General features: G+C 33.1%; 18 protein-coding genes. 10 read left to right on the top strand and 8 right to left on the bottom strand.

The window, feature by feature from the left end:
* The 7 genes from CCPUN_RS02730 to CCPUN_RS02705 form a co-directional block, all read right to left on the bottom strand.
* Window positions 1-673 (bottom strand): hypothetical protein (locus CCPUN_RS02730; protein ID WP_133282056.1); only part of this gene is annotated, 673 nt, incomplete at its 3' end.
* A gap of 582 nt (window positions 674-1,255) precedes the next feature.
* Window positions 1,256-2,413: a hypothetical protein gene (locus CCPUN_RS02725; RefSeq protein ID WP_133282055.1), complete on the bottom strand. Its 1,158-nt coding sequence runs from the start codon at window positions 2,411-2,413 to the stop codon at window positions 1,256-1,258.
* Between the two features lie 163 nt (window positions 2,414-2,576).
* The gene (locus CCPUN_RS02720) at window positions 2,577-2,915 is read right to left on the bottom strand and encodes a hypothetical protein (protein WP_133282054.1); all 339 of its coding nucleotides are present in this window, start codon (window positions 2,913-2,915) and stop codon (window positions 2,577-2,579) included.
* The gene (locus tag CCPUN_RS02715) at window positions 2,869-3,222 is read right to left on the bottom strand and encodes a hypothetical protein (RefSeq protein WP_133282053.1); all 354 of its coding nucleotides are present in this window, start codon (window positions 3,220-3,222) and stop codon (window positions 2,869-2,871) included. Before CCPUN_RS02715 ends, CCPUN_RS02720 begins: the two co-directional genes overlap by 47 nt.
* Window positions 3,223-3,691: 469 nt before the next feature.
* Window positions 3,692-4,804, bottom strand: coding sequence for a hypothetical protein (locus tag CCPUN_RS02710; protein WP_133282052.1), 1,113 nt, complete (start codon window positions 4,802-4,804; stop codon window positions 3,692-3,694).
* A gap of 317 nt (window positions 4,805-5,121) precedes the next feature.
* A complete protein-coding gene (locus CCPUN_RS04905) occupies window positions 5,122-5,295 on the bottom strand; it encodes an IS1/IS1595 family N-terminal zinc-binding domain-containing protein (RefSeq protein ID WP_420888377.1) in 174 nt (57 codons plus the stop codon).
* A gap of 73 nt (window positions 5,296-5,368) precedes the next feature.
* Window positions 5,369-5,587 (bottom strand): hypothetical protein, encoded by a 219-nt coding sequence (locus tag CCPUN_RS02705; protein ID WP_133282051.1) that lies wholly within the window; start codon window positions 5,585-5,587, stop codon window positions 5,369-5,371.
* Between the two features lie 593 nt (window positions 5,588-6,180).
* Between CCPUN_RS02705 and CCPUN_RS02700 the strand changes: the two genes are divergently transcribed.
* The 8 genes from CCPUN_RS02700 to lon all read left to right on the top strand — a co-directional run bounded on the left by CCPUN_RS02700 (window position 6,181) and on the right by lon (window position 17,983).
* The gene (locus CCPUN_RS02700; protein ID WP_165941918.1) at window positions 6,181-7,407 is read left to right on the top strand and encodes an ABC transporter permease; all 1,227 of its coding nucleotides are present in this window, start codon (window positions 6,181-6,183) and stop codon (window positions 7,405-7,407) included.
* A gap of 28 nt (window positions 7,408-7,435) precedes the next feature.
* Window positions 7,436-8,644, top strand: a complete 1,209-nt coding sequence (locus tag CCPUN_RS02695; RefSeq protein ID WP_133282049.1) for an ABC transporter permease — start codon at window positions 7,436-7,438, stop codon at window positions 8,642-8,644.
* Window positions 8,645-8,647: 3 nt separating this feature from the next.
* Entirely contained in the window at window positions 8,648-9,757 is a 1,110-nt protein-coding gene (locus tag CCPUN_RS02690; protein ID WP_133282048.1) for an efflux RND transporter periplasmic adaptor subunit, read from the top strand.
* Complete coding sequence (locus CCPUN_RS02685) at window positions 9,754-10,416, top strand: ABC transporter ATP-binding protein (RefSeq protein ID WP_133282047.1); 663 nt, start codon at window positions 9,754-9,756, stop codon at window positions 10,414-10,416. The genes CCPUN_RS02690 and CCPUN_RS02685 overlap by 4 nt, the downstream gene beginning before the upstream one ends.
* Before the next feature lie 16 nt (window positions 10,417-10,432).
* A complete protein-coding gene (locus CCPUN_RS02680; protein WP_165941917.1) occupies window positions 10,433-11,743 on the top strand; it encodes a TolC family protein in 1,311 nt (436 codons plus the stop codon).
* 559 nt (window positions 11,744-12,302) lie between these two features.
* Window positions 12,303-13,646: a TolC family protein gene (locus tag CCPUN_RS02670; RefSeq protein ID WP_133282044.1), complete on the top strand. Its 1,344-nt coding sequence runs from the start codon at window positions 12,303-12,305 to the stop codon at window positions 13,644-13,646.
* 408 nt (window positions 13,647-14,054) lie between these two features.
* Window positions 14,055-15,404 (top strand): RIP metalloprotease RseP, encoded by a 1,350-nt coding sequence (gene rseP, locus CCPUN_RS02665; protein ID WP_133282043.1) that lies wholly within the window; start codon window positions 14,055-14,057, stop codon window positions 15,402-15,404.
* A gap of 95 nt (window positions 15,405-15,499) precedes the next feature.
* A complete protein-coding gene (lon, locus tag CCPUN_RS02660; protein ID WP_133282042.1) occupies window positions 15,500-17,983 on the top strand; it encodes an endopeptidase La in 2,484 nt (827 codons plus the stop codon).
* Between the two features lie 99 nt (window positions 17,984-18,082).
* On the opposite strand, the gene CCPUN_RS02655 is transcribed toward lon, so the two are convergent.
* Window positions 18,083-19,597 carry a mechanosensitive ion channel family protein gene (locus CCPUN_RS02655; RefSeq protein ID WP_165941916.1) on the bottom strand — a complete coding sequence of 505 codons (1,515 nt, stop codon included), beginning with the start codon at window positions 19,595-19,597 and terminating at the stop codon, window positions 18,083-18,085.
* 760 nt (window positions 19,598-20,357) lie between these two features.
* Here CCPUN_RS02655 and uvrA point away from each other — a divergent pair.
* Window positions 20,358-23,201, top strand: coding sequence for an excinuclease ABC subunit UvrA (gene uvrA, locus CCPUN_RS02650; RefSeq protein WP_133282040.1), 2,844 nt, complete (start codon window positions 20,358-20,360; stop codon window positions 23,199-23,201).
* Window positions 23,202-23,453: 252 nt separating this feature from the next.
* Complete coding sequence (locus tag CCPUN_RS02645) at window positions 23,454-24,560, top strand: Rpn family recombination-promoting nuclease/putative transposase (protein WP_133282039.1); 1,107 nt, start codon at window positions 23,454-23,456, stop codon at window positions 24,558-24,560.
* Window positions 24,561-24,588 lie beyond the last annotated feature (28 nt).

The following is a 24,588-nucleotide window of genomic DNA, read 5'->3' as shown; positions in this document are numbered from 1 at the left end:
TGTTAGCCAAGTACTTTCCATTCACTGATTTTTCTGAATCAAGTCTAGGATATATGGGGACATAAACCTTACTTATTGCTTCCACTGCTTTATCTATTCCAGAATGGAACTCTTGTACGAAATTTATTTCGTTTATTTGTTGAGTTGTAGATAAACTAGTTACTCCTAATTCTATTATGGCATGTTTAGCTGTAGCTATGACTGTTTCAACTATATTTTTTAATATTTTTGGTGTTTGTTGCTGTCTTTCTTTTGGTATTTCCTCTAATATTGGATTAGTTACTATTTCTGTTTTTTTTTGAAATTCTTTTCCTTCTGGCGATGACGTCCGTTGCTCATCCAAATCCAACTTATTAATATATTGTGTATTTGCTGGCTTAAACTTTTTACTAGTATTTTGCGTGTTTTGTGCATCTGTTGGGGGTGGTGTTTGCTGCGAAATTGTACCCAACTTATTAATATATTGTGTATTTATTTTAGTACCTTGTGTATTTCCTGGGTTAGACTTTTTACTAATATCTTGTGTGTGTTGTGTAGTTGTTAGCCATTGGGTTTGCTGAGCAACTGTACCCAATTTATTAATATATTGTGTATTTATTTTAGTACCTTGTATGTTTGCTGGGTTAGGCTTTTTACTCCCACAGCTACCAGCCATATGTAATATACCTACCATAGCGTAAGTATATAGCCCTTTTTGACTTAATAAATGTAAATAAAATTTAATCCGTTTAAAACGTAGACTTAATTTCCAAAGGCTAAAAATTATTTATAGATAATCACTTTTAAATATTTAAGTAACTCCCCAGGCACCCTGTGTTCTGCACACAACAGATATGATTTTTATAGTTGAATTTGTAATAAAATATAAAATTCGTTGTAAAAATTTTGGTAGCACATTTGTTGATATATCAAAGTTGATAAAAATATTTTTATTTAATAATCAACAATTTTTATAAAAGCAAAAAAAGGTACCTGGGGAGTTACATATTTAAAAGTGTTGTTCTTGTTTTTTTATTAAATCAATAACTCCTCTTTAGCCTTCTAGTTTAACCATAACTAAAATTTAAAACGAATAGCCCAAAAATCCAAAACATTAGGGGTATAATCTACTGGTGTCCAATATGGAGCATTCTTCTTTGTCAGTTTTATAAAAAAAATTTAAAAAGTGTTTTATATCAAGCATTTATAATAAAATCATGCGTCAATAGCAATCATAACTCATATTAATTATCTCAGAACCTGAGTAGTGTCTACCTTAAGGAAGGTTGTTAACAGCGGCTATTGCGTTATCTACAGCTTGAATTACGGCTTTTGTATCTTTATTAACTTTATTTATCTTAGTGTCAAGATTGATTATTGCATTATTTAGCGGCATCTTTTCTAATATTGTTCCTTTCACTGCTGTTTTTAATAGATTCACATCTTTTTTAGCAGTATCTAAGGCTATTTTATCCAACGCTAACTTAGCATTAACTAATTCTTTTAAAAATATTTGCTTGTTATCTGTAGTTATTGCATCTTCAAGTACTACTAATATCCTACCTAGTAGAGTAATTTTATTTCCCAGGTTTGTAATTAAATTTCTCAGAGAAGACCTAGCTTGTTTATCAAAATTACAAACTGCCGTGGATATCGTTTGATGTACTTTTTGCGTTACTTTGTTCCATATTGTATCATATGTAAGATTATTATGCATTTTTATTGTAAAATTTAGTTTATCAAACTCTATACATATCATGTTTCCAATTTCTTTTTCTTTTTTTGTCAAATTTGTTAAACTATTAACTTTTTTCTGCAGTTTTTGAGCAAACTCCTTGCTATTAGCTGATTTTTTGTATTTATTACTATCAATTTTGATTGATTTTGCTATATCTTCTACGAAACTTTTTCCTTTTGGTTGAGCTATGTTAGTCTTCATGACACCTACTTTAGTCTTTAATGTATTTAGATCAAGTTGCAGTTGATTTATAATGTTTTTTACTTCACTTATTGCTTCTGTAACTATTTCTTTTGGTGGTGGTGTTTGCTGTGTCTGTATTGTTTCCTGTTGCTGTCTTTCTTTTGGTATTTCCTCTGATATTGGATTAGTTACTATTTCTGTTTGTTGTTGAGATTCTTTTTCTTCTGGTGATGACGTCTGCTGCTCATCCGAATCCAACTTATTAATGTCTTGTGTGTGTTGTGTATCTGTTAAGATAGGCTTTTTACTAGTATCTTGCGTGTTTTGTGTATTTGTTGGCCGTGGGGTTTGCTGCGTAACTGTACCCAACTTATTAATATATTGTGTATTTATTTTAGTACCTTGTATGTTTGCTGGGTTAGGCTTTTGATTTCCACAGTTATTAGCTATATATAACATACCTACCATAGCCCAAGTATATAGTCCTTTTTGACCTAATCTATTTATTTTCATAATAAATTTAAATAAAAATGTAAAATATAATTGTTTTACGGTGAGTGTACTTAATTTCCAAAGGCTAGAAGGCATAAGACAAAACTTTTAAATGTTTCTTTTTGCTTTTTATTAAATTAATAAAACCTTCTAGGTTAGATATTGCTAATTTAAAATGAATAGTCTACAAATCCAAAACAAAGGACATTTCAAAATCTTTTTTATTATTTATTGGATTTTGTATTTTATCAAGCTCTACAAATACGCTTTCTATTATTGCTGCTTCTAGTAAAATTGCTGGTTTTATGACATCATCTTGTCGAGCTTTGTCAGCAAGATCTTTGCCACTTATTGGTGGTAATATTTCGCCAGGTAGAAGCCCTATACTGAATTTTTGCTGAGCATTTATTATTGCTTCCACTGCTTTATCTATTCCAGAAAGCAACTTTCCTGTTAAACTTATGCTATTTATTTGTTCACTTGTAGGATAACTGTCCCTTAATGCAATTATAGCACGCTTCACGTATTGCTTCTAAAGCTGCTTTTTCAGTTGTTTTTTCTAGTGTTTTGGATGATTCTGGTGGTTTTTCTCCTAATGGTGGATTCGTTACTGGTTTTGATTGCATTTGAGGTGATTTTTCTGCTGGTGGAGTCTGTTTCTGTCTTTCTTTTGGTATTGCTTCTGATACTGGACCTGTTATTGTTACTGTTTTTATTTGAGGTGTTACTCTTTCTCCTGGTAGTGGAATCTTAGTCTGTGGTACAGCTGTACCCTTTTGTGTTTGTTGAGGCTTCTGTTCAGGCGTAGCCGCAAGGCTTAAGATCCTCAAACTTTCTAGGACAACCACTACTAACCATGTATAACATACCTACTACTGTCCAAGTATATAACCTCTTTGGACTTAATGAAAATCTATTTTTGTGCATCAAAAATTCATCAAAAATCTAAAACATAATCGGTCACAGTGGATTTAATTTCCCAAGGCTAGAAGCGTAAATAAAAACTTTTAAATATTTTAAGTAATGCAGATATAGGGAAGGATATGTATGATATACAAAATCATTTCTACATATAAGGCATAACTTATTTCAAAGCTATCATGCAACACCCTAGTTTAAAGGACACTCCAAAATACCTAGAAATGCCAAATGGCAGCACTATGTGAAAAGAAAAAATTTCGCAAGAGGGTTTTATAGGTGATTTAGTGTGTCTTTTGAAGAGATAAGTTAGATCAAACCACGGATACTAGGTGATTCGATCTAATTTATCCGAAACTAATGATATAGTGTACTATTCTCTTAAGGAAGATTGTTGACAGCAGCTATTGCATCATCTACAGCTTTTTTTACTTTATCAATTGCATTCTGATCAACGGAACTTATTGCAGCTTCAATCTCTATTATTACATCATTTATCGATATTGTTTCTAATATTGTTCCTTGTACTGCTGTTTTTAACGTATTCACATCTGCTTGAACACTAGCTAATGCTGTTTCTATGTTACCCAATCCTGTATTAACAGTATTTAATTCACTTAAAACTGTTTGCTTGTTGGCTGTAGCTGCTGGTACTGATATTTTATTTATTGCAGTTATTGCAGTTTCAATTTCTGTTAATGCACTACCATTAATATTTGCATCTCCCAGAACTGTAACTAGATTGTTCAGAGAAGTTGTAGCAACTTTGTTAAAATTTTGAACTTCTATGGTTATCGTTTGACTTACCGCTTGCGTTGCTTTGCCCCATACTATATTACGTTCTTTTTGATTAGTTATTATATCATTTAGTATATCAAGTTCTTTATATATCATGTCTCTAATTTTGATTTCTGTCAAATTTGTTAAACTGGCAGTTTTTAGAGATATTTCTTGAGCAAAATCCTTGCTATTTGTTACTTGATTGTAGTCAGTAGTGGTATCTATGACTAAACTTGCTATTCCATTTATGCATTTCTTTATGTTATTCTTTTTTAACCCATTTTTTTCTGCCTCTATAACATCTACTTCGGTCTTTAATACATTTAGATCAACTTGTAATTGATCTATCGCATTTTTTGCTGCGACTATTGCTGCTTCTGCAGCTATTTCTTCTGGTGTTTTTGGTGTATGTGTTTCTTTTGGTTCTTCTTGTGATACTGGTACTTTTTTAGTAACTGTCTGTGATTGTACTTGGGCTTCTCCTACTGGTGATGAAGTCTGTTGAGTAACCGTCTCCTTTTGTGTTTGCTTAGTCTCCTGTGCACCCTTAGAAGCTTCTGAATTTGCTGGCTTAGGCTTTTTAGTATCTTGTGTATTTACTGTAGTTGCCGGTTTAGGCTTTTTACCTCCACAGTCACCAGCCATATGTAACATTCCTACTATAGCGTAAGTATATATCCCTTTTTGAGTTAATCGAAATCTATTTTTGTGCATAATAATTCAATAAAAATGTAAAATACAATTGGCTTAAAGTGGAATTAAATTTCTAAAGGCTAAAAAGCATAGATAAAAACTTTTAAATATTTTAAACGTCGTTTTTTGCTTACTCTAAAACATAAACGTTATTTTATTCTCCCTAGGTTAACCATCACAAAGCTACAACTAATAGCCCAAAAATCCAAAATATTAGAAGTGTAATTTACTTGTTTCCGACATCGTGTATTTTCCTTTGTTAGAAAAATCTTTTTTTACGAAAAAAACATAAAAAGTGCTTTATGTCAAGCGGTTATAATCAATCGTATGCCACGATATCAGAAAAACTTGGAAAGAGTCAGAAGTTGTATTGTAGATACTATCGCAGAAAAAGAGCTTCTATCTATAAATTGCTTCTTACAACTTTTGCATAAATAGTTTTGTTTTTGGTACTTATTAAGGCCATTTTTTACTACATTTGAATCAGTTAGACATTGAGTGCACTTTCCCATGATATTTTCTTTGAAAAAAATTAGAAAATCCTCAATGTCAACTACTTATATCATCATATAATTTAACCGCCACCTAACACGTATGCCACGGAAAGCCTCCATTCTTCGAAGTATTCAGATCCGGACCGTCATAGTTATCCATAGCAACCCCGAGACAAGTACGCTCGGAATTATCTTCCTCTTCTTTCTCCGGATATACTCCCCCTTCTTCCTCTATATCAACTCCCCCTACTACCCATTCCATTTCTTGGTCTTGTAGCGCATTAACATTGAAATTATGTAAAGTTTTCATAACTAGTATACATTTTAAAACTACTCTTAGCCTTACTTGCAAACAGCTTGCAGCAATTAAGAGCTAGGAGTAATGTACATATGTTTATATTTGTTTCCAAATTTTACCACCCTATAACTGATATTCAAGAGAATCATCCTTATAATCAGTATCATCCACCCCACAATTCGTGCATTTATAAAATGGGAAACTTGTCCTCAAACTTTTCCTCAGTCTCTGAATCACCTCCTCCTACTACCCATTCCATTTCTTGGTCTTGTAGTGCATTAACATTGAAATTGTGTAAAGTTTTCATAACTAGTATACATTTTAAAACTACTCTTAGCCTTACTTGCAAACAGCTTGCAGCAATTAAGAGCTAGGAGCAAATGTACGTATGCTTACTGCATATTTCCAAATATTATAAAGGCTATGAATAATACCAAAGAGAAATTTAAACAGAAAAACGTATACAAAATAGCCAATGTTATGCCTTATATTATATATAATCATCCATTTATGCAGATGTAAGGTATTGCAGTTACATAAATAAATGATTTCTTTTAGAGAAATTTCGTATGTTTATAGCATTCATTCAATATACTAAACATGTTATGTTTTTTTTTCACTCTTTAAGAGAAGCCTGTCAAAGTTTATATACACATAAGTCCCGAACACTTTCTATGGGATTTGGCGTATCATGGGGCATTTTTATATTGGTACTTCTTTTAGGTATTGGCAATGGTTTTCATAATGGTATTTCTGAAATATTTAAAATATATGCAGAAAAAACGATGGTCCTATGGGTAAATTGGCATGTTGAAGGAGCAAAACCTATTCCTAAAACATTGGCTTCAGATTTACCAGAGAAACTTAATTTTATAGAGCAGTCGTCTTTGGTAGATATGCATAGCTCCAAAGTACGATATGAAGATCACATCATATCACGTGTTTCGATTATAGGATTTGACGATTGTTATGCCTCCTTAACGGATTTGCCTATACAAGAAGGGAGATTTTTTACTGCACATGACCACGAAGCTGCAACCAATCTTTGTGTATTAGGTCTAAAAATAAAAAAACAGTTATTTGGCGAAGCATCTGCTATTGGAAAGTATATTTTTCTAGACACCACTTGTTTGCAAGTAGTGGGGGTACTCGATGAATCCAATTTTAATATGTATAACGTATCCAGGTCTGTATTGGTTACAAATTGTTTCTTAAAACGGTTATTACCCCATATAAATTGTTATTATGTAGATTATCTTCACCTTGCCTTAAGTCCAGAGGTAGATGATAATCTTGCAGAAGCACAGTTGCGTGACTATTTCTCTCGCCAATTAAATATAAATAGTAAAAATGAAAGGGCATTCTGTATATTCAACCTTTCCAAACATGCTGCTAAGTGGCATAAGTTTTTCAAAGATATATCCATTTTTACATGGATAGTGGGCATTTGCTTTCTAATAACAGGTATAGTAGGCATTGCCAATATGATGTTGGTAACTATCCATGAAAGAAAGCAAGAAATGGCCATTCGAAGGGTCTTGGGTGGACGTTCTAGAGAGATTGTAGCTATGATTTTATGGGAAGTGGCTATAGTAACTTTTATTGCAGGTATCATAGGTTTTACAGCTGGTTTTTCCTTGATTCAGTTGCTTAACAAATGGGTTATTCCGCTGCCGCAGCTTAAAGGAATCTATTTATCTCAGCTAACCTATCCTCCTGAATATATTTTCTATGGATTGGTGCTCATTTTTATATCCAGTGGTTTTTCTAGTATTATTCCTGCTATAAGAGCTATTAAAATAAAACCTATAGAAGCGCTGAGTAATGAGTGAACGATATTTTTATTTTATTTAAACATCTATGTTTGGACAGCAATTTATAGAAGTTTTCCAGAGTCTTAGAACCCATAAAATGAGGGCTATTTTCACAGGCTTTGGAGTCATGTGGGCCATGGTTATCTTAATCCTTTTGCAAGGAGGTAGTAGTGTATTTTATAATAATATGTTACAAAAATTTCGCTCCGATAGCACTCCTTTCATGGAAATTTGGACTGGTCATAGTTCAAAGGGAAAAATAGTTTTAACCGAGGATCTAGCTGATAAGCTTGCTTATAATGTCAATGCTTTTGAGCAAAGCATGCCCATATATTACTATAATAGTACGATTGTTTATGAGCAAAAAAAATATAAAAATCATATTTTAGGCGTTCGTATGGGTTATAAAGATTTAAAAAACTTGGAATTTACAGAGGGGGGATTTTTTACCAAACGTGACCTAGAACAGCAGCTTCCTGTTTGTATACTAGGTCCACATATAAAAGCCAACATATTTGGTAAAGATGCTGCCACTGGCAGTTTGATATCGATTGGCGGTGTTTTTGTACGTGTTATTGGTGTATTAGACACTACAACTGATAGGGAGGATAACAATGGTGTGATCATCCTTGATAGCTTCTTTAAAACAATATTCCCTCAAGAAGCTGATTGCATTGCCTACATAATATCTGTCTTAAAACCTGAACAAGATGTCACAAACGTTGAAAAAAAGATCCGGGCCTATTTAAGTAGACAGCTTAATTTAGAGGAACAAGACCAGCGTGTATTGTACATCAGTAAACCATCTAGTAGTAGCGAAAAAATACAAGTCCTTTTTATGGTTATAGATGGCTTTACTTGGTTCATTGGCCTCTGTTTTTTAGTCAGTGGCATTGTGGGTGTGAGTAATATGATGTTGGTAGTCGTTAAAGAACGCACACAAGAAATGGCTATTCGCAAGGTAGTGGGTGCAAAATCAGGTCATATTATAACACTAATTTTACTAGAATCGATTGTTATTAGCCTTGTTTCTGGTATCTTAGGGATGAGTATTGGTATTGGAGTAATAAAGGGAATAAATATTTGTTTGGTTGCTATGCTTCAACAATATGGTATGGCTAAACTTGAATTTCAATTTTGTAATGCCCTTATTGCTTTGGTCGTTTTAATTTTTTCTGGAGGTTTGGCGGGCATTGTTCCTACAAGAAGGGCTTTGCAAATTAAACCAGTGGATGCTATAAATAATAATGAATAGAAAATGCGTATCATAACTAAACTCTTTTTAACTTCCTGCATACTGGCTGCAGCTTATTTTGGCTATTTAGATTATGCGAACAAGCGATTTATATTCCGTTACACACTACCTAAACAAACCTATAAAACAACCTCCCCTACCCGTAGGGATATTGAACGCAAAAAAGTTTTTGTTGGCAATATTATTCCTCATAAAGAGATAAAAATAGAATCTTATATTACCGGTCTCGTAGAGAAATTACTGGTTAATGTGGGAGATTATGTACGACAAGGAACACCCATTGCGCGCATTAAAATACAACCCGATGCACAGGCTATTGAAACCGCAGAAAGTAAATTGCGTCTAGCATCTATTCAGCTTGATCAGCATAGAAATAAATATTTGCGACACAAGAGACTCTTTAATAAAAAAATGTTGTCTAAAGAAGCATATGAATCCTCTTTGGCAGATTGGGAAATAGCAAAAGAAAATAAATCTGCTGCTGAGAAAAATTTGCAAATTACTAAATATGGATATACTAAAGCAAAAGGTGCAGACGCTAATGTTATCAAGTCTACCACAAAAGGAACTGTGTTAAACCTCCCTGCTAAAGAGGGTAGTTTGGTACAACAGGCTAAGAACCAATCTACTGGTAATGGTACTTCCGTTGCTGTTATTGGAGACATGGATCATTTCTTATTTTCAGCTAAAGTAAGTGAACTAGATGTGATACATCTTACTAAAGGCATGTCTTTTAATGTTATATTAAATGCCTCTAAAGAGGATAAATTTCGGGTTACCTTGACTAGGGTGTCGCCCAAAGCTAATGAAAAAGATCTAAACAATGGAGAGGCAAGGTTTGAAATAGAGGGCATGATTCATCGTCCTAAAGATTCCAAAAATATCTTGCGTGCTGGCTATATAGCCATTGCAGAAATAATTATAGAAAAGGCAACCAATGTACTTGCTGTTCAGGAAAAAATGATTCAAAAAAAGGAGAAAGATTATTTTGTAGAGTGCCTAGAAGCTGGTGTACCTGTTCAAAAGAAAGTGGTTTTAGGGCTTTCGGATGGTATGTATGTAGAAGTCAAAAAAGGGCTTTGTGAACAAGATCAACTAATTGTAGTAGTATGATTCAGATTCAGAATTTATATAAATCTTACCAGACCAATGGCATAACTAGAAAAGTTCTTGATGGAATTAACTTCCAATTAGAAAAAGGAGACCTTGTTGCTTTAATGGGGCAGTCTGGTGCTGGGAAATCAACATTATTAAACATTCTTGGTATATTAGATGATTATGATGCAGGTGATTACTATCTAAATGGTGTGCACATAAAAAATCTTTCTATCCAACAAGCTAGTCAATATAGAAGCCAGTTGGTTGGCTTTATTTTTCAACGTTTTCATTTAATTCCTTTTAAAACCGCTTTAGAAAATGTTGCTTTGCCGCTATACTACCAAGGTATAGAAAATACAGAACGTCGTAGACGCGCATGGAGTATATTAGATAGAGTTGGCCTAGCTGACCACGCACATCATAAACCAAATGCCTTATCTGGTGGACAACAACAACGGGTGGCTATTGCACGTGCACTTGTAACAGCACCTCCCTTAATTTTGGCAGATGAACCGACAGGTGCTTTAGATAGCAGTACGTCTTATGAAATAATGGCCTTACTAAAAGAAATGAACAGAGAGGGTAATACGATTCTTATTGTAACCCACTCTTCTCAGATAGCAAGACAGTGTAATAGTATTCAAGAAATTGTAGATGGGAAAATTGTCCAATAAATATTTAATAATGATTATGATTTCAAAAAAAACAACTATGCTTTTGCGTTTGGGTATACTGTGTGGGATGGGTATTGTAATTCCTGGAATCGTGTATGCAGAAAAGTTGCCTCAAAAGGCTCTAACCCTGCAAGAAGTAATAGAGATTGCTCTAAAGAATAATGTAACCATTCAAAATGCTCAAAAGGGTAAAAAAGCATATATTTTATCTAATAAAATGAAGGATTTTACAGAATGGTTCCCTAAAGCAAGGTTGTCTTTTAAACATGATAATACTTGGAAGGCAAAAGATGCTACTTTTTTCTTCCAATCAAAGCCTATTTTTAGTTTAACATGGGACGGAAAGGACTTTTTTAATAAAATTTATCGAGCAAAAAAACGTCGTCGAGAAAATAGTATACAAAGCTTGGAAGCGGTAAAACAGGTGTCTAGTGAGTTACAAAAAATTGTTACTTGCTATTATGCATTGGCCTTAGCGCAAAAAAAATGGGGACTTTCTAATCATTCTATCCGATTTGCTCAATCTACGCTAAAGGACGTACAAGAAAAGTTTAAATTGGGTATGGTATCTAAGATAGAATTATTGGATGCTGATTTAAAATTAAAAGAAGCAAAGCTAAAGATCTTAGAACAACAGGAAAAGCTTAAACAACAATGCAGAAATCTAAACTTGGCACTTAATAAATCACTTGATGAAAAGATATTGGTTGAGTCTGATATTCCTATAAAGCCTATATGGGATATTGAAGCTATTACTAAGGAAAAAGTGATCAACTTAAAGACTTCTATACAAGAAAAAAAAGTAAAACTAGCTGCAGCTGAATTATCTAATACTAAAATACGTCCGTTTACATGTATAGAAATTACTGGTAATATCTCTTCTCAAGGGAAGACATATGATATACAAAAAAGGAAATTACTGCAATCCGCTGTACCCGAACAATCTTTAAAGTGGGGTATATCATTCGATATAGGTTCACTTTTATTTTTACCAGCAGAGATTAAACATGCAAAAATAAAGCTAGGCCAGGAAAAATCTAAACTCATGCAAGAGAAGCTAGCTGCAGAAGGAGAACTAGAAACCAAACATTGGACCTATCATAATACTATAGATCAACATAAAATACAAGTAGAAAAGTTAAAAGTAAGTAAACAAAAATTCCTTCTTGTAAAAGAGAAGTATCGCTTAAATCAAGTAAAGTTACTTGATTTACAAAGAGCTGAGCAAGACATGCAAAAAGCAGAAATTGCATTAATAGAACAAGCTATTAAAGTAAAGGAAGCAGAGTTTGCATTATACCAATTGATTGGCATGTTTCACATATAGCATCTGGGTTGTAGTGATATTATCATATATTTTAACTGCTAACATTTTTTATTATACTTAAGTCCTATTGTATACGAACTTGGATTTTTGCTAACTATACATTATATTAATTTTAAGGATGAGCTGATAAATGTTTTAGGTAACAGTACTTTTTATAAAGTACATTTCCTAAAAATGTCCCTTCACAATGACTGTTGGGTTAATTTGTTGGCATTGGTTCAGTTGTATGGTAATATAAAACTATAAAGCAATTATATTAAAAGTGTTTGATTGCATGTATCCTCAATGCTTCGCTAATAGGAGTTTATAATAAACAATAGCTTTAATAAAGCCTAAAATCAAAACTATTTATATAAAAATTGCAAAAAATCAGTTTTTAATACCGTATAATTAGACCACCATCCACGGAAATAATAGCCCTATTGCGTAGGTAAAAAAGATCAAAAATACCTGAACTATCCATATGTTGAATGTTTTTTCGTTCAAAATATGGATATAGCAATCTCAGGAGATTGGACCTACGCAACAGACTGAGTAAATAACTATTTGATTATTCATAATGGATTTAAAAAAACATGCTATATTTTTGCATTTAGGCATGCTATTGGGTGTTATTATATTGAAACCTGAGGTATTGTATGCAGGAGAATCACCCCAAGAGATTCTAACCCTGCAAGAAGCAATAGAAATTTCTCTAAAAGAGAATATAACCATTCAGAATGCTCAACAAGACAGAAAAATGTATGTTTTATCAAATAAAATTAATAATTTTACAACCTGGTTTCCTCAAGCAAGCTTGAACTTTGCTCATAACAGTAATTGGACAATAAAGGAATCAACCTCTTTCTTTAGATTAAGCCCTATTCTTGCATTGCACTGGCAAGCGGGTATTTTTTTTGATAAAATATATCAAGCAAAAAAATGTTGTCAAGAAAATGTTATAAATAAGTTACAAACACTAGAAACGGTGTCCAATGAGTTACAAAAGGTTGTTACTTGTTATTATGCATTGGTATTAGCTCAAAAAAAATGGGATATTTCTAATGAGTCTATCGAATTTGCTACAGCTACGCTAAATAACATACAAGAAAAGTTTAAATCAGGCATGGTCTCTAAGATAGATTTGTTGAATGCTAGCTTAGCATTGAAAAAAGCAAACCTAAAGGTCCTAGAACAGAAAAAAAATCTTCAAGAAAAACGCAGAGACCTCAATTTTATACTTAATAGATCACTTAATGAAGTAATATTAGTTGAGTCTGACATCTCTGTGAATCCTACATGGAACCTTGAGCATATTACCCAAGAAAGAGTAATTAGCTTAAAAACTGCCATACAAGAAAAACAAGTAAGTATAGCTGAAGCTGAGTTATCTAATGTTAAAATTAGTCCGTTTACACAACTAAATGTTTCAGGTAGTATTGCCTCACAAGGTATTGAATATGATTTAAAGAAAAAAAAATTACAAAAAACCACATCTAATCAATCTTTAAACTGGAATATATCTCTTGATATTAGTTCACTTTTGCTTTTACCAGCACGGATTAAACAAGCAAAAATAACACTAGACAAAGCAAAGCTTAGTCTCATACAGAAAAAGCTAACTGTAGCAGATGAACTAGAAACTAAACGTTGGATGTACGATAATGCCATAGCTGAATATAAGGTATTAGCAGAGAGATTAGAGATAAGCAAACACAAGTTACTTCTCCTTCTTGAGAAGTACAGTCTCGATAAAATTTTTCTAAAGAAGAAATATCATCATAAAAGATCAAAGTTATTTGATTTACATGAAAAATCCGAGCAAGAGGTAGAGGAAGCAGAGCTTATGTTGGTAGAACAAGCTATTAAGGTAAAGGAAGCAGAGTTTGCATTATACCAATTGATTGGCATGTTTCACATATAGCTCTAGATTGTGTAGTCTCTATTTATGTGTATGGCTCTCTAACACATGGAGATAATTTTCGCATTTTTAACCAAAATATGTGTATAAAACACGCTATAAAGGTTTCTAAAAAAATTAAAGTATTCATTTTTTATCGTTTTAAAAAAAACCATGCCCATTTTTGATTGACTGAAAAAATTTCCAAAACTGAAAGAAGAATAGCTCAATACCGGTTAGTACAAATACTATTAATATATGTCATAAACATTTACTTTTTTGCAACCTCTTTGTTTATGCAGTCTTGTTTTTTTACCATACAAAAAAGTATCAACCCATTTTACGCAAAATATCTTCTAATTTTTGATTAATTTTATTTTATGACATGTTACTTATCATATTTTTCAGTAAAGTTTAAATAAAGAAACCACTATGGCATTTTCCATTAAAATAGTTCAATTCCTGATCACCGTCATTCAATTTATAGTAGGATTATTAATTATTGTTGGTATACACGAACTAGGTCATTTACTTTTAGCAAAATTATTTAACATGCGTGTTAATAACTATATCATTGGTTTCCCGCCTAAAATATTCAAATTTAAATTTGGAGAAACGGAATATGCTTTAGGAGCAGTTCCTCTGGGTGGCGCTGTGCAAATTGCAGGTATGGTAGATGAATCCCTGGATGAAAACAACTTGGCTGACACCCCCCAACCTTGGGAATTTCGCTCAAAGCCAGCTTGGCAGCGACTCATTGTCATATTGGGAGGCATTATATTCAATCTCCTCAGTGGCATAATCATATATATAGGATTAGCATATGCAATTGGTTCTTATTGTTTGCCTAAAAATGAGGTAAATACGTATGGAATTATGCCATATGGTATAGGTATTGAAATGGGCTTTAAAGAAGGTGATAAGATTGTAAAAATAAATGGAAAAGACTTTAATAATTTTTACAATATATTCGCTCCCAATATATTACTTTCTGATAAAAGTTACTATACCATTCAGAGAGATAATCAGGAATTAGATATACCTATTCCTTCCAATTTTATAGACCGTTTGTCAGAAAATAAAACGAAAAATCATATTTTTGTAGAGCCTATTTACTTATGTATAATGGATATTATTTCACCAAATAGCACTGTAGATCAAGCAGGTTTAGTATCTGGTGACCAGATTGTTGAATTAGATAACCAACCTGCTCTTTATCGCCATCAGTTGGTTCAAATAGCAGAAAATTGTTCTAATAAAACAGTACAGATAGCTTATCTAAGAAAAGGCACGAAAATGATTTCTTCTATTCAGCTTGATAACATTGGTCAACGATTAGATGCTATGTTGCTTAAACCTGCACCTGAAATTGTAAAATATTCGTTTTTGCAATCCATTCCTGTTGGATTAAACCAAGCTGCCCTAATCATAGGTAGTCAAGCTTTGGGTATTTGGAAATTGATAACTGGTAAAATTTCTGTCAGTAAATCTTTAGGAGGTCCTATTAGCATAGCGAAATCTTTTGGAAGTGAATTTATTTGGTCTAAATTTTGGTTACAAGTAGCTAATTTATCTATAGTTATAGCTTTAATGAATCTAATACCCTTGCCAGCACTAGATGGAGGACATGCCCTATTTATTCTCTATGAAATGCTTCTTAGGAGAAAGCCATCAGAACGCTTTTTACAAACAGCTCAGAAAATGGGCATGATACTTTTATTGTTCATTATGCTTTATGCATTTGGTAATGATATTCGTAAAATTTTAGTAGCTCTGTTATAATATTAGCTATTTTGGTTTTTCTGGCATGTTATTTGCTGATATCATAAGTATGCGTTAAACTAAGACGTGAAGCATTAATCGTTAATTTAAAACATATGTACTTGAATAAGTCACTGGTAATGGGTGGTGCGCTTGCATCTGGATGGAGTGAAGATGGACTTGGTGGAATGATAGAACTTATCACTTCCGATGAAACAGAGCAAATTTCTGATAGTCATGGCAACGTAAGAGTACCTATACTTGCATTGCGTAATACAGTTCTTTTCCCTAACGTTGTAGTGCCTATTACAATAAAAGAAAGGCATACGGTAAACTTAGTAGATACCATACATGAACGTGATGGTATACTAGGAATCATTGCACAACGCAATCCAGAAACTTTTGAAGGGAAACAAAGTGATGTTTTTGAAATTGGTACTATTGCTAAAGTTATTAAGGTTATCAACTTCCCAAACGGAAAAACTATTGCCCTAGTACATGGAAAACAGAAGTTTAAAACCGTTCAAATCTTTGAAGAACCTTCTGGATTAGAAGCAACTATTAAGTTGTTAACAGATCTTCCATATAAAGAAGACAAAAAAAATCTTGCATTAATACAGTCATTAAAAGATGTAGCTATCAAGATTCTTAAATTCAGATCTGATATACCTAGTGAAGCACATGCTATGCTTGCTAATATTAAAAAGATCGACTTTCTTACTTGCTTTTTAGCTTCAAACCTGAATACAGATGTTTCCTACAAACAAAAGTTATTGGAATTAAATAGTAGTATTAAGCGGGCAAGTTTACTTTTGAAGTATCTTTATAAGGAGTTAGAAATTTCTGAACTAAAAAAAGAAATCCATGACAAAGTACATGCAGATATTAACCAACAACAAAGAGATTATTACCTAAGACAACAGGTTAAAATTCTGCAGGATGAACTAGGAGAAACTGACCTATCTGATGAGATAGAGGTATTACGTCAGAAAGGAGCAAAAAAACAGTGGCCTAAAGAAGTTGAAGCTTGTTTTAAGAAAGAGCTGGATAAAGCTGAACGTATGAGTACGTATAGTCCAGATTATTCTATTACGATCAATCATGCGGAACTATTATTAGAACTCCCTTGGGGTGTATATACAAAGGATAACTTAGATTTAAAACGAGCCAAAAAAATCTTAGATGCAGATCACTATGGTATTGAAAAGGTAAAAGATAGGCTCATAGAATATATGGCTGTTTTACAGCTTAAAAAAAATATGAAGGGTCCTATCTTGTGTTTATGTGGCCCTCCTGGGGTAGGAAAAACCTCTTTAGGAAAATCTATAGCAAGAGCAATGGGTAGAAAGTATGGCCGGATTGCATTAGGAGGACTTAATGATGAAGCAGAAATACGTGGCCATAGAAAGACATACATTGGCGCCATGCCAGGAAAAATTATCCATAATATTCAACGTTTAGGTTCATCCAATCCTATTATTGTATTAGATGAAATAGACAAATTAGATGGTATGCGTGGCGACCCTTCAGCTGCATTATTGGAAGTATTAGATCCAGAACAAAACAATTCTTTTGTAGATAACTTCTTAGAAGTATCTTATGATCTCTCTAATGTTTTGTTTATTGCTACTGCAAATTCAATAGATCGCATTCCTATTGCCTTGCAAGATAGAATGGAAGTAATTGATGTTAGTGGCTATGTATTAGAAGAGAAGGTGGAAATTGCGAAAAAATATCTTTTGCAAAAACAACGCAAGGAACATGGCCTAAAGGCGTCTGAGTGCGTTATTCAAGATAATGCACTAGCTTATATTGTAGAATATTATACAAGGGAATCTGGTGTAAGAGAGCTATCACGTCAAATAGCCAATGTTTGTAGGAAAATTGCCAAATCTATTGCACTAGGAGAAACATATATTAAAAAAGTCCAAAGAGAAGATATCCCTAATATTCTAGGTTCAGAGATATTTGACAATGCAAAGTACCAACAAACTACTATTCCTGGTGTTTCAGTTGGGTTAGCTTGGACTGCTGCTGGTGGAGAAATTCTTTTTATAGAATCTGTATTAAACAAAGGGAAAGGTAGAATTAATCTATCAGGACATTTAGGGGATGTCATGAAAGAGTCTGCTATGACAGCACTCTCTTATCTAAAAGCAAATGAACAATATCTTGACATGCCTCAGGATATCTTTGAGAACTATGATCTTCATATTCACGTTCCTGCTGGTGCCGTTCCTAAGGATGGACCTTCTGCTGGGATTACGTTATTTACTTCCTTGGCTTCGCTTTATACCCAAAAAAAAGTAAAGGATAAATTAGCAATGACAGGAGAAATTACCCTGCGTGGACAAGTTTTACCAGTAGGTGGTATCAAAGAAAAGATTCTAGCCGCAAAACGTGTAGGTATGAAAGAAATCATATTAAGTAGCAAGAATAAAAAAGATGTGCAAGAAATCAAAGAAACCTATCGAGCAGATTTAATATTCCACTATGTGGATTCTGTAGATGAGGTGTATCGTTTAGCTCTTGAAACGGATAAAGTCTTGAATGCAAAAGTTTGGTATAATAAATCAGCTACAAATGTTGATATGGCATAAAGAATAGCAATGGTGTATGCGATAAGGTTCTCATTATGCCTTACACAGCATCACACCAGATTGCTCGTTTATGTTTTTAATATATAATAAAAAAATTACTTATTGATTATCTTTCAATTTAATCCGATTAAACCTATCATCTGTTGTATTCCTAATTATGCCTAAATGAATCCCTAATTCATTAGCAAGTTTTAAAATTGATGGTATGATTATATTTTTGCATTCCTGCTCATATTCTCTTTCTTTGGTATCCAAATAAATATTAAAAACAATGATACATCCATATTCGTTGATACGATCAAAATATATAGCCGTTTTTTTCTGTTTTATATGTGATCGAGATTTTTTAATATCATGCAATCCTTTCATAAATTTGGACAATACATCTAAAGGGATATTGTAGCCAATTGGAATTTCCAGGTTAACCAGTCGTGATGTTCTCCTACCAAAATTATCAATATATGCATCTGCTAACTTCGCATTGGGGATATAGACAAGGGATCCTTCTTTGGTACGTAATAAAGTAGCACGTAACCCAATTTCTTCTACTTTTCCACGCATATGCCCAGTATTAATTTCATCCCCTACAGAAAAAGGGCTATCCATAATAATCATCAATGAGCCAAAAAGATTTTTAATAGTGTCTTGAGAAGCTAAACCAAGACCAAGCGTACCAAAAGAAAGTGCTTGTACAAGCGATTTGGTATCAAAACCAAAACCATCTATTGTTTTTATCAACCCAAAGACAATTATAATAACCTTAGCCACCATACTATAAAGGGGCAAAATATGAATCATAAATTTATTATGCTGATTAGCGTCTTTAAGATATACCTGTATAATACCTACACATTCATAGGCTAAACACATGAGTATAAAAGCAATAGTAGCCTCCAATGCACGATTTACAAAGGAGTCTACTCGTTCAAAATGAAGTACAGGAAGTGTTATCTTTAAAAGAAATATTGTACTTAGAAAAAGTACCAAACGTTCTATAGAAAATTTTTTCCCAGGACCCATAATGTGGTATACCAAAGGGTTCAAAAATAAAGGTGCTATCCTATGAATCAACCAAATAATTAATACTAGACCTATGAGTACAATATATTGCCATATAGCAAGGTCTAAAATCTTGGTTTTGCAAAATTTCTTAGGCAAAAAAGAATAAAGAAAAAGTTCCAGATTGCCTTCTTTCTGATATTGCTTAATAAACTTCCATGTTTCTTCACTATAGCGCCACTCTTCGCCATATTTAAGCAAATAAACCTGTGGTAATTTTTTAGATAAAACATATCTATGCTCATTTACAATAGGATCTATGTAATTTGGATTATTAGGTATATGATTGACAGTAATACCATAAAATGTAAGCAGCTGTTTGAGTTTAGTAGCCATTTTATTGCTTTTTTCTGGACCCCTCTCTCCATGTACAAAAACAATTCCAACTTTTTTAAATGATTCATTACCAGGGCTTAAATAAGTAAAATGTGTATTCACAGTATCATATGGAGAGCTAAGATTTACCTTAGTGGCTAAAGTTTTTGTGGACACTTCTGCTTTTAATTGAAACAGCAGAAAGGTATATGAAAACGTAATAAGAAAAATGCGTCGCATATTTTTGATATATGGGAAATATGTTTTGATCCTAGCTAGATTAAAATAAAGTTTCATGCCAAGTTTAATTTGAAAATGAAGTAAAATTTCCCTATGCATAATAGGGCAGATATATCCAATATTTTCGCATTTTTAGTTAAAAACTGTATATGGATTATACTATAAGTTTCCCTGAAAAATTTTAAATATTAATTTTTTTATCGATTGTCATAATTATTAAACATAATCATATTTAAAAATATAAGCATTGTTGCCTTTTTTACGAAAATGCTGAAGTTATTTCACTTAGGTGGTATACTCCTTACTATAATCTTTGTTTAGGGAAATATAATTGTGCTTTTGTAAGAAGCTACAAATAGAAAAAGCCCCTAACAAAATTAGCATATGGACCACTTTTACGAGTAAATACATTTAACTCTTTACCTTACAAGGTAATAAAAAAATAGTAACAATTTAATTGTATGTTTTATTTTAAATAAATAATGATATATTAGGGATTTACCTTAAAAACATATACATACATCTGTTTTATAATTTGATTTCAGTATGTATGCAATACAAAAGTTGCATTTTTTAATAAGGTGAACAAAAGCAAAGGTGTAATAGGTACTTAATGCATTTATCTACAATATATACCATTTACGAGAAAATTATGGATTTACACACAATTTTAAAAGATTAGAGCAACTTCTTTTACAGGAATAATAACTGAACATAGCCTTTTAAATTTTTCACGATCGATACATTACAGTAGATAAATATGGATGCAAAACAAACGAATACTACTAAAAAAATTATTCAAGATCGTTATGGCTTTAATCATGTAGAAGTACTAGGCGCTAGAATACACAATTTAAAAAATATTAATGTCACCTTTCCACGCAACCAACTTGTTGTTATTACTGGAGTGAGTGGCAGTGGAAAGTCTTCTTTAGCATTTGATACAATCAATGCAGAAGGTCAAAGAAGATATAGAGAGAGCTTTAGCGCTTATGCCCGTAATTTCTTAGGAAGCATCACAAGGCCAGAAGTAGATAAAATAAATGGATTAAGTCCTGTTATTGCTATTGAGCAAAAAACAACCAACCGAAATGCACGTTCTACTGTAGGCACGACTACAGAAATCTATGATTTCATGCGGCTACTTTTTGCACGAATAGCAGATGCTTACTCTTATGCTACTGGCAATAAAATGATAGCACAAAACCAAGAACAAATTACCACACATTTGTTACATCGTTTCTCCGGAAAAGAAATCACACTACTGGCTCCTATGATTAAAGGTAGAAAAGGACATCATGAAGAGCTATTAAAAAGATTAATGCACCTAGGATTTAGTAAAATTAGACTTAATGGAAAGATTACTGACTTAGCAAGCAAGATAAATCTAGCTCGACACAAGAAGCATGATATAGAGCTAATTATAGATCACATGTTGGTAGATACACAAGATCTAGATCGCATCAAAAATGCACTAACGTTAGCTATGCAGTATGGAAAAGGGACGCTAATCGTAGCAGATACTGATCAAAAAGATCACTATTTTTCCAAATTTTTGATGGATGAAGCCTCTGGACTTGCTTATGATGAACCAGAGCCCAACTTATTCTCCTTTAACACACCATATGGAGCATGTTCTACATGTAATGGACTAGGAGAAATAAGACAAATAGATCTAGCAACCATTATACCAGACAAAAGCATAAGTATCAAAGATGGAGCGATCCTCCCATTGGGGCCCTATAAAGATACATTACTCTTTAAGCGTATAGATTTTATACTAAATTTATATAAATATAAGCTTAGCGATCCAATAGAATTGATTCCTTCAACAGTCTTAAACTTATTATTATATGGCAACCATATGCATAACCCTATTGTAGCAGATTTTTTAGCTTCTTTTGAGGGAATTCTACCAACACTTATTGAACAGAAAGAAAAGGAAATAGCTAAAAAAGGCATCTTAGAAGAAGACTTTGGGTACATGGCTGTATGTCCAGATTGCCAAGGAACTAGACTGAATCAAATAGCAAGATCTTTTAAAATTAATGGGAAAGCCATATCTGACTTGGCTCTCATGGATCTTAAAGAGCTTCAAGCATGGTTTGCTGTATTGCCAACTAAATTAACAGATCGACAACAAATCATTGCGCATGAGATTATACAAGAAACTTCTAAACGGCTTAAATTTTTAATCGATGTTGGCTTAGACTACCTAAATATCAACAGGAATTTAGGTACACTATCTGGAGGGGAAGCACAGCGTATTAGGCTTGCTACCCAAATAGGAACGCAGCTACTAGGTGTTTTATATATCCTTGATGAACCTAGTATTGGCTTACATCAACGAGATAATGACCGTCTCATTCGTTCATTAAAAGTACTTCGGGATATAGGTAATACAGTACTAGTTGTAGAACATGATAAAGAAATTATGTTGGAAGCAGACTATTTACTTGAAATAGGCCCCAAGGCTGGTATTCATGGAGGTGAGGTAGTAGCTTCTGGTACTATACAAGAATTCTTAACACAGCCTAGTATTACTGCCGATTTTCTGACCAACAAAAAGAAATTTGTTATTCCAACAGAACGTAGACAAGGAAATAAAAAAAAGCTGATTATCAGAGAATGTAATGGTAATAATTTAAAAAATGTAACACTTAGTATCCCTTTAGGTGTTATGGTTTGCATGACAGGTGTTTCTGGTAGTGGAAAATCTTCCCTCATCCATAAAACATTACTGCCTATTATAAAAAGACATCTATACAAAAGTCAAGTTACTCCTCTTAGTTATACAGAGGCCATTGGATTAGAACACATCAATAAAGTTATAGAAGTGAGTCAAGCACCTATAGGAAGAACACCTCGTTCCAATTCCAGTACTTATACAGGTATGTTTACAGATATACGCAACTTCTTTACCATGTTACCAGAAGCTAAAATTAGAGGCTACAAACCAGGTAGATTTTCTTTTAACTTAAAGGGAGGTAGATGTAATGTTTGTGAAGGAGCAGGCATCCAACGTATAGAAATGGGATTTCTACCAGAAGTGTATGTCACCTGTGATACATGCAAAGGAAAAAGATACAATCGAGAAACATTAGAGGTGCAATACAAAGGGAAATCCATTGCTGATGTATTAGACATGACTGTATCAAATGCCATTTCTTTCTTTGAAAGTCATCCATCGATTCTTACCAAACTAAAAACTTTGGAACAAGTAGGACTTGGATATATTACCCTTGGACAACATGCCACCACTTTGTCTGGAGGAGAAGCACAACGCATTAAATTGGCAACGGAACTGACAAAAAGAAGTACAGGAAATACATTGTATATTTTGGATGAACCCAGTACTGGCCTCCATTTTCAAGATATTCTAGATCTTTTGTCCGTATTGAAAAAGCTTGTAGACCAAGGAAATACAGTTCTAGTTATAGAACATAATATGGATATTATAAAACTAGCTGACTATGTTATTGACATTGGCCCAGAAGGTGGCCGAGCAGGAGGATGCATTGTAGCTGAGGGTACACCAGAAGTTGTTTCCATGGTGCCTGAAAGCCATACAGGCCGTTTCTTAAAAAGAGAACTGGGATTGTAAATTAAGACCGCCACAAAAAAAGTATAGAATAGATATTAGACATAACGAAAAATACAAACATATTTGTATATTTGTAGCGTAACTAAAAATTTGCATCGTGATCTGTCTTTATGGTATGATACATTTGTTACAAGTATCATTAATGTAGTTGTTACAAGTATCATTAATGTAGTCTTCTCTATACTGCCTACATAGCTCATTAAGACATATCGGGCAATGATTATTTAATATAGATTATTACAAAAAACCATTATGATCAAGAAATATTTAATTGTGTGTCTATCCATGGTATGGATGATTTCACAATCTTGTAGTGTATACAAATATGAAAATTGTGCGAAGTCATCACGGAATACGAAGAAAACGCGTAGTAATGTTGGTAGAGCACAAACCAGCAGTAGATCACGAGTTCGTCATGAGTATGCAAGGCCTACTAATGATTGGTGCTTTAAACATATTTTTGGGATAACATTGTCAGAAGAAGGCAATCAAAATGAATTTACAAGCGATTTATTAAATAGCTTACTGGAACTTTCAGGTGATAATATGATTAAAGAAGTATCCTTTCGTGATCCGGTTTTACATACAAGAACAGAAATGGAACGATCATTTATAACCGATATCCATTGTGTTGATAATACTGGAAAAAGATTTATCATAGAAATGCAAGTATATCATCACCATGGTTGGGAAAAAAGGATTCAGGCTTATGTTGCTCGTGATTATGGTAGTCAAATAGCCAAAGGGGATGATTATAGAGAACTTTTTCCTGTTCATATACTTGCCATTACGCAGTTTGATATGTTTCCAGAACATATTCGATACCTTTCTCATCATGCATATGCTGAAAGAGAAACCAAAGAATGTTTTTTTGAAGATACACAGATTACTGTTTTGGAATTACCTAAATTTAGGAAAGCTATATCAGAAATTGTTGATCAAAAAGACCGTTGGGCTTTTCTTTTAAAGAATGCTGAATTAATATCTCATATGAGAGAAGAAGAAAAGACTCCACTTACATCAAATCCTCTGATTGAACGTGTATGTAGACGAATAGATCAAATGAATTGGAACGAACAAGAAATGGCAGAGTATGAAGCTGCTGAAGATAATAGAAAAGTTGCTTTTGGGTCTCTAGAATCAGCTAAAGATCGAGGTATAAGTGAAGAAAAAACAAGAAATAGAGAGAAAAGGAAGATAACAAGAAAACTAACTATCGGAATACTAGTTGAGAGTAATATAGAAGATGCTAACATAAAAGAAATCTGTGCTCAAGATAGTGACTATGATGAGGCAGAAGTAGACAATATCAGGACTTTCGCATTTTTAATTAAAAGCTGTATATGGATTACGCCATAACTTTTCCTGAAAAATTTTTAAGGGTTCA

It is taken from the genome of Cardinium endosymbiont of Culicoides punctatus (assembly GCF_004354815.1).
In the GTDB taxonomy this organism is placed as follows: domain Bacteria; phylum Bacteroidota; class Bacteroidia; order Cytophagales; family Amoebophilaceae; genus Cardinium.
This window is presented reverse-complemented; position numbering and strand designations above follow the sequence as displayed.

Coding starts and splice junctions, on each gene's coding strand:
- CCPUN_RS02725 (WP_133282055.1), bottom strand. CDS start 2,413: ATGAAAATAAATAGATTAGGTCAAAAAGGACTATATACTTGGGCTATG.
- CCPUN_RS02710 (WP_133282052.1), bottom strand. CDS start 4,804: ATGCACAAAAATAGATTTCGATTAACTCAAAAAGGGATATATACTTAC.
- CCPUN_RS04905 (WP_420888377.1), bottom strand. CDS start 5,295: ATGGGAAAGTGCACTCAATGTCTAACTGATTCAAATGTAGTAAAAAAT.
- CCPUN_RS02705 (WP_133282051.1), bottom strand. CDS start 5,587: ATGAAAACTTTACATAATTTCAATGTTAATGCGCTACAAGACCAAGAA.
- CCPUN_RS02700 (WP_165941918.1), top strand. CDS start 6,181: ATGTTTTTTTTTCACTCTTTAAGAGAAGCCTGTCAAAGTTTATATACA.
- CCPUN_RS02695 (WP_133282049.1), top strand. CDS start 7,436: ATGTTTGGACAGCAATTTATAGAAGTTTTCCAGAGTCTTAGAACCCAT.
- CCPUN_RS02690 (WP_133282048.1), top strand. CDS start 8,648: ATGCGTATCATAACTAAACTCTTTTTAACTTCCTGCATACTGGCTGCA.
- CCPUN_RS02685 (WP_133282047.1), top strand. CDS start 9,754: ATGATTCAGATTCAGAATTTATATAAATCTTACCAGACCAATGGCATA.
- CCPUN_RS02680 (WP_165941917.1), top strand. CDS start 10,433: ATGATTTCAAAAAAAACAACTATGCTTTTGCGTTTGGGTATACTGTGT.
- CCPUN_RS02670 (WP_133282044.1), top strand. CDS start 12,303: ATGGATTTAAAAAAACATGCTATATTTTTGCATTTAGGCATGCTATTG.
- rseP (WP_133282043.1), top strand. CDS start 14,055: ATGGCATTTTCCATTAAAATAGTTCAATTCCTGATCACCGTCATTCAA.
- lon (WP_133282042.1), top strand. CDS start 15,500: ATGTACTTGAATAAGTCACTGGTAATGGGTGGTGCGCTTGCATCTGGA.
- CCPUN_RS02655 (WP_165941916.1), bottom strand. CDS start 19,597: ATGCGACGCATTTTTCTTATTACGTTTTCATATACCTTTCTGCTGTTT.
- uvrA (WP_133282040.1), top strand. CDS start 20,358: ATGGATGCAAAACAAACGAATACTACTAAAAAAATTATTCAAGATCGT.
- CCPUN_RS02645 (WP_133282039.1), top strand. CDS start 23,454: ATGATCAAGAAATATTTAATTGTGTGTCTATCCATGGTATGGATGATT.